This window comes from Candidatus Synechococcus spongiarum, from assembly GCF_900047545.1.
GTDB classification, from domain to species: Bacteria; Cyanobacteriota; Cyanobacteriia; order PCC-6307; family Cyanobiaceae; genus Synechococcus_B; species Synechococcus_B spongiarum_C.
This window is the reverse complement of record NZ_FITM01000005.1, coordinates 1-6,146: the sequence shown is the minus strand read 5'-3', so window position 1 is coordinate 6,146 and position 6,146 is coordinate 1. Positions and strand designations below refer to the sequence as shown.

The 6,146-nt window shown below is 57.7% G+C and carries 7 protein-coding genes; 6 read left to right on the top strand and 1 reads right to left on the bottom strand.

Going from position 1 to position 6,146, the window contains the following annotated elements; genetic code table 11:
* From FLM9_RS08270 to FLM9_RS00210, 6 genes are all read left to right on the top strand, one after another.
* A partial coding sequence (locus FLM9_RS08270) for a hypothetical protein (RefSeq protein WP_218969699.1) occupies nt 1–392 on the top strand: 392 nt, incomplete at its 5' end.
* 336 nt (nt 393–728) lie between these two features.
* Complete coding sequence (cpeB, locus tag FLM9_RS00230) at nt 729–1,292, top strand: phycoerythrin subunit beta (RefSeq protein WP_074456712.1); 564 nt, start codon at nt 729–731, stop codon at nt 1,290–1,292.
* A 53-nt stretch (nt 1,293–1,345) separates the two neighbouring features.
* Nucleotides 1,346–1,843: a C-phycoerythrin subunit alpha gene (gene cpeA, locus FLM9_RS00225; protein ID WP_074456711.1), complete on the top strand. Its 498-nt coding sequence runs from the start codon at nt 1,346–1,348 to the stop codon at nt 1,841–1,843.
* A 159-nt stretch (nt 1,844–2,002) separates the two neighbouring features.
* The gene (locus tag FLM9_RS00220; RefSeq protein WP_074456710.1) at nt 2,003–2,887 is read left to right on the top strand and encodes a phycobilisome linker polypeptide; all 885 of its coding nucleotides are present in this window, start codon (nt 2,003–2,005) and stop codon (nt 2,885–2,887) included.
* A gap of 54 nt (nt 2,888–2,941) precedes the next feature.
* Complete coding sequence (locus tag FLM9_RS00215) at nt 2,942–4,429, top strand: phycobilisome rod-core linker polypeptide (RefSeq protein ID WP_074456709.1); 1,488 nt, start codon at nt 2,942–2,944, stop codon at nt 4,427–4,429.
* Between the two features lie 77 nt (nt 4,430–4,506).
* The gene (locus tag FLM9_RS00210; RefSeq protein ID WP_074456708.1) at nt 4,507–5,265 is read left to right on the top strand and encodes a phycobilisome rod-core linker polypeptide; all 759 of its coding nucleotides are present in this window, start codon (nt 4,507–4,509) and stop codon (nt 5,263–5,265) included.
* 32 nt (nt 5,266–5,297) lie between these two features.
* On the opposite strand, the gene FLM9_RS00205 is transcribed toward FLM9_RS00210, so the two are convergent.
* Nucleotides 5,298–6,146 (bottom strand): efflux RND transporter periplasmic adaptor subunit (locus FLM9_RS00205; protein WP_074456707.1); only part of this gene is annotated, 849 nt, incomplete at its 5' end.

Genomic DNA, 6,146 nt, shown 5'->3' with positions numbered 1-6,146 from the left:
ATGGCTACCCCTATGCCTATGGGCCAGGCACCAATGCAACCTACCTGTTTGCCGATAACGCTCACCCCAGTGGTGTAGCCAACAGGATTTTGGCCGACCTGGTGATTGCCACCATCTCTGCCTCGGCCCAGGTGGATCGGCACACCATGCCCAAGCCTGGACCAGGCTTCTTCGGATCTGCGGTGACCTCTCTTCTTGCTGTGGCATCCAAACTGCACTGGCACTGGGCTGGCAACCAGCCAGCATTCTCTTTGCATGCCCTCCTGCGTCAACAGCTCCCACCGCCGATGGCGTTGTTGTCCCTCTGGCCTACCGCTCCGGCTGGACTCACCTGGCTGGAGCCATTTGGCGGTTGCAAGGGCTGGGGCATTCCCGTATGGCCCGTTGGCTGATGGTCCTGCTGGGTACCGCAAACGTTCCCGTTGCTCTGGTCGCTGGCCTTTTGGGACCTGTGGCTATTGTGTGGTAGTTGCACAGGCGTGGTCAGCCTTCCTGTCTGGTTGATGGCCTTGGTGGCCCGGTGGCGTGGGGGAGACACCCTTGCGTGTCAATTGCCTTGTACAGGGGTAACAATTTTATTTCGGTGAACTTTTATGTGACCTTGGATTAGGTAACCGACCTCGGGGAGAAAGCCTGATAGATACTTCTCAGCGATGTCCACTGAAGCCAGCCCCGCTGTTTGCTTCCAACGGGCACGCCCCCCACGTCTTGAAAGAAGTTCCTTTCTCATGCTAGACGCCTTTTCCCGCGCCGCTACCGCTGCTGATGCAAGCGGCTCCTTTATTGGTGGCACTCAAATCGCCACGCTGAAGACCTTTGTTGCAGAAGGCAACAAGCGCCTGGATGCCGTCAAGGCCATCTCCACATCCGCTTCCTGCATCGTCACGGATTCCGTAGCCGGCATGATTTGCGAGAATCCTGGCCTCACATCCCCCGGTGGCAACTGCTACTCCAACCGCCGCATGGCCGCCTGCCTGCGGGATGGGGAGATCGTGCTGCGTTACGTGGCCTATGCCCTCCTGGCTGGTGACAGCTCCGTTCTCCAGGACCGTTGCCTCAATGGCCTGAAGGAGACCTATGCGGCTCTGGGTGTCCCCACAGGCTCCATGGCTCGTGCCGTGGCCATCATGAAAGCCTGCGCGGTGGCCCATATCAACGGGACCAACGGTGACCGTGGCCCCCAGGCGACCAACAACACCATCAACCTGGGCACGACCGCAAAAGGCGACTGCTCTGCACTGGCCTCCGAAGCTGCCAGCTACTTTGACGTCGTCTCCACGTCCATTAGCTGAAGGCACTGCCCCAGCCACATTTCCGACGCTCACAACCTTTCTCTGCTTTCGCGATGAAATCCACCATCACCACAGTGATTGCAGCAGCAGATAACGCTGCTCGTTTCCCTAGCGCTTCCGACCTGGAGTCCGTCCGCGGCTCCCTGGAGCGTGCCGCTGCCCGCATGGAAGCTGCCGAAAAGCTGGCCGCCAACTACGATGCCGTAGCCCAGGAAGCGGTTGACGCAGTCTACAAGGTCAATCCCCAAGGCAACCTGGGCCGTCAGCCTCGGGTCTGCGACACCGAGGGCAAGGACAAGTGCAAGCGTGACTTTGTTCACTACCTGCGCCTGATCAACTACGCCCTGGTCACCGGTGGCACTGGTCCCCTTGATGAACTGGCCATCAACGGCGCCAAGGAGGTCTATGCAGCCCTCAGCATCGACGCCGCCACCTATGTCTATGGACTCAACACCTTGCGCAACCGCGGCTGCGCTCCCCGTGACATGAGCGCCCAGGCCCTGGCAGAGTACAACGCTGCTCTCGACTACGTGGCTAACTCCCTGGGCTGATTTCAGTCACCAGGAGGCGAAACTTGGGGGCAAGCCTAGCGCCCCCCAAGTTTCGTAACAATTTGGCCATGTTTTCCGTGGTGCCAAAATTCGGCCCTACACTTTCACCATAGTCCTTCAAGCGGCAAGCTTCCGCCCTCACAACACGGCTCTCCTTCCATGACCTTTGGTCCAGCCTCTCTTCTTGGCGTCGAACGCTTCGAATCGACTCCACCCCAACAACAGTACCAGGCCAGCAGTAACGAAGAGCGTGAAACCCTCCTCTCCGCTGCTTATCGACAGGTGCTTGGCAATTCCTATGTCATGGAGAGCGAGCGACAGACTGTCGCTGAATCACAGTTTAAGTTGGGTCGCATCAGCATGCGCGAGTTTGTGCGCACCCTGGCCAAGAGCTATCTCTATCGTAGTCGTTTCTTCGATTCTTGTAACCGCTATCGCTACATCGAGTTGACTTTTAAACACTTGCTGGGCCGATCCCCTGATTCTTTTGCCGAGATGCGTGAGCATGCCAACCGTTTGGATAATAAAGGGTACGATGCAGATATTAATTCCTTCATTGATGGGGAAGAATATCAGCAACGCTTTGGAGAAGATACAGTTCCCTATCTCAATGGTTGGAAGTCCGAGCCAGGAAAAAGTATGCAAGAGTTCACCTGGATGTTCCAGCTCACCCGTGGCGCTTGTAGTAGTGACCTCAAGGGGGATCTGGCAGGCATCGACTCCAAGTTAGGTCGCGCAGTTTATCTAAATCGACCCTTGCCGATTGTGGCCCCTTCAGGTGTCAACGGCAATGGTCAAGGGTTTAGCTTCCGTCCCACCAGTCGACTCAGCGAACCCCAGTCTCGCCTGGGTGTTGGCGCAGGAGACGAGGGCAAGGTGTTTCGCGTGGAAGTCACCGGTTACAGCGCGCCGGGTGTTGCCAAAATCTCCCGCTATCGCAAGAGCAACCAGGTCTTCTACGTGCCTTTTGCCAAGCTCTCCGAGCAGTTCCAGCGCATCCACCAGGAGCGCGGAAGGATTGCCAGTATCACGCCGGTGAGTTGACTTCTCCTTCCCTTCCTTTCCTTTTAGGCATCGCCCCCCAGCATTTCTCCCCCCATGACCCCACCCACCAGCAGCCTTTCTGATTACCGCACCCAGAAGTACTCCTTTGGTGTAGCACGCGATCTGGACCAAGACCCAGTTTGCCTGAGTCCCAGCGGCGATAATCTGGATGCGGTCATCAATATCGCCTATCGTCAGGTGTTTGGTGGCGTCGGCCTGTTCGAGGTTGATCGCGTCAGCATCGCCGAATCCCAGCTACGCCACGGTGACTTGACGGTTAAGGGTTTTGTGGAGGCCCTAGGGCAGTCGAGCACCTATGAGCGATTCTTTCTGAACTCTACCAGCCCTCATCGCTTTGTAGAACTCAACTACAAGCATTTCCTGGGCCGCCCCCCGGCCAGTGAAGCGGAAGTGAGCATCCACGTGAAGCTGCTGCAGGAGCAGGGCTACGCTGCAGAAATCAGTAGTTACGTCAATAGCGACGAGTACCAAGAGGTGTTTGGGGATGACACTGTCCCCTATTTGCGCTCCATCAACAGCTTGGTGGGCTTTCCCCAAGACACCTTTAACAAAACCTTCCGCCTCCGTGGCGGCGCCGCCGCCAGCGACTTTTCTATGGGGCGCAGCAGCCTCACTGTTGCCGAACTGCTGGGCTACCCCAATTACGCCATTCCCCTGCCCAGCCAGGGGCGCCCTCTGGCCAGGCTTTCCAACTTTGCCCGTATCACCAAGGGTCCCCAGTCCGTTCCCCTCAGTAGCAGCCCCTACGGCAGCTTTGGCGTGGGAGAACGGGTTCAGCCTCGCTACATGCGCCAAGACAAGGACGACCCTATGGATAAAGCCACCCTGCTGCGGCAGCTTTATCGTCACGTGATGGGGAATCCCCACCTGATGGACACAGAGCGGCCCCAAGAGCTAGAATCCCAATTCCTCAGCGGCAGGCTCAATGTACGGGAATTTGTTCGTGGACTGTGCAAAACACCTCTCTACCGTAGCCGTTTCTTTGAAACAATGGCGCCCTATCGATTTGTGGAAGTGAACTACAAGCATATTCTGGGTCGCAGCCCAGAAAGCCAAGCTGAAATGGGCGCCCAGTTGGACCGGGTGATCACCGCTGGCTACGATGCCGCCATTAATTGGTTGGTGGACAGCGATGAGTATAGCAATGTGTTTGGAGACGATGTGGTGCCCTATCTGCGGGGTGTGAGTAGTGGAGACGGCCGCAGTCAGGCCAACTTCAATCGCACCCTGGCACTGGTGCCCGGCTATGCCGGCAGCGATAGTGTGCGTCGTGATTCCATCACGGTCAACACCGTTGCTGGAGCCTCCAGCCTGGCCGTTGCCACCCGCAGCACCGCCAGCAGCGGCTCGGCTGATGCGCCTGGCAAGCGCTTCCGCATTGTTGTGCGCAGCCAGCTTGCTGGCAGCCGTCGTCGCCTCGCCACCACCACCTACGTGGTGGCGGGTGACAACATCACCAGCCAACTGGCGTTTATCCATCGCGACAGTGGCCGGATTGTCAGTCTTACGGAGATCAACTGATCTCTCCTGACGTCTCTCGCTACACCATGGCTCCTGCCGGGTGCAACCTTTCCATTCCCCTTACTCCCCCAATCATCATGCCCCTTTGGCTCGCTGACGAATTAAACACAGAGCTGTTTAAGAGTCCCTCGGACACAGAACTCCAGGACGTGTTCACCGCAACCTACCGTCAAGTTCTGGGCAATGCTCACATCAACAGCTTTGAGCGTTGCGAAAAGGCTGAATCCCAGTTGCGCAATGGCAGCATCACAGTCCGTGAATTCGTCATCGCAGTTGGTCTTTCAGAGACCTACAGGAATCTATTCTTCACCAACAACAGTCCGTATCGGTTCATTGAGTTGAACTTCAAGCACTTCCTGGGACGTTCACCTCGAAATCAGGAAGAAATTGCTGAGCATGTGCTCATCTACAACACCCACGGCTACGATGCTGAAATCCTCTCCTACATTGATAGCGAGGAATACAGCAGCGCTTTTGGGGAAAACAATGTTCCCTCTCCACGGGTTGACAGCAGCCAATTCCAGGACAACAGGGACTACCTCCTCACCCTGAACCTGAACCGTGGCCGGGCCAGCAGTGACAGGATGCCAGCCATGGCCCAGGTGCGTCAGCTTGCGGCCAAACTGCCCGCCAAGGCCAACCCACCTCGGGTGACCAATAACCAGTACGACAACCGCATCACCCGCTACGAGGTCAACTATGACTTGTCAGGGAACAGCGCCACCAATCGCTGCGCTGCTCAGTCGGTCCAGGTTCAGTTTGCCAATCTGAGTCGGCAGTTGCAGAGCATTCAGCGGCGTGGCGGTCGCATTCGCACGATCCGCGTCACCAGCTAACGCCCCTTCCGACCCGCCAGCTTCAGTTTCAGTTAGTTTCTTCCCCTGGGCTGGCGGGCCCAAGAGGGCCAGTCAATGAACACACGCTCACCTGATTCCAGCCCATCCAACACCTGGATGTTGCTGCCGCTGGAATACCCCAGGTCAATGGAGCGAAAGGTGGGTTGGTCATCCCTGCCCACCACGTAAACCCCCGATTGCCCAGAGCGCGTGACAACGGCAACGGTGGGTACCACAGGGGTGGGGGAGAGTTCCTCGGTGAAGAATTGCACGTCTCCACTCATCCCATAGCGTAGCCGGGGATTGTCGGCCAAAAGCTTCAGGGTCACGTCAAAGGTGATCACGTTGTCGTTCACCTGGGATCGGGGAGCGATGATGTCCACCTGCGCATCCAGGGGCTGGTTCGGGAAGGCATCCAGCACCACCATGGCTTCCTGATTCAATTGGAGACGACCAACCTCATTGTCAGGCAGAGCGGCCACCACTTGGTGGCCAGTGCCGACGGTGAGCAGAGGTGTATTGCTGGCGCCACTGGTGTTGCCAGCGCTGCTGGCTGAAGGGGCAACATAGCTCCTGGGCTCTGCAAACCGCTCCATCACCAGGCCGTCAAAGGGGGCCTGCACGGTCAGTTCCCTTTGCTCCTGCAGCAATTCCTGGAGTCTCTGCCGACTGGCCGCCACCTGACTCCGCTGTGCCCGGTAGCGGCTCTCCAGTTGGCTCAGGGCCAGTTGGCTCAACGCCCCTACCTCCACTAATCCCTGCTGACGCATGAGTTCTTCCTCCCGCAGGGCCAACTCTTCCTCCGCCTCGCTCAGAAGGGCTTGGCGTTCCTTGAACCGAATGGGCAAATTGCCACCGTCCATCACCACCAGAGCCTGACC

Coding starts and splice junctions, on each gene's coding strand:
- cpeB (WP_074456712.1), top strand. CDS start 729: ATGCTAGACGCCTTTTCCCGCGCCGCTACCGCTGCTGATGCAAGCGGC.
- cpeA (WP_074456711.1), top strand. CDS start 1,346: ATGAAATCCACCATCACCACAGTGATTGCAGCAGCAGATAACGCTGCT.
- FLM9_RS00220 (WP_074456710.1), top strand. CDS start 2,003: ATGACCTTTGGTCCAGCCTCTCTTCTTGGCGTCGAACGCTTCGAATCG.
- FLM9_RS00215 (WP_074456709.1), top strand. CDS start 2,942: ATGACCCCACCCACCAGCAGCCTTTCTGATTACCGCACCCAGAAGTAC.
- FLM9_RS00210 (WP_074456708.1), top strand. CDS start 4,507: ATGCCCCTTTGGCTCGCTGACGAATTAAACACAGAGCTGTTTAAGAGT.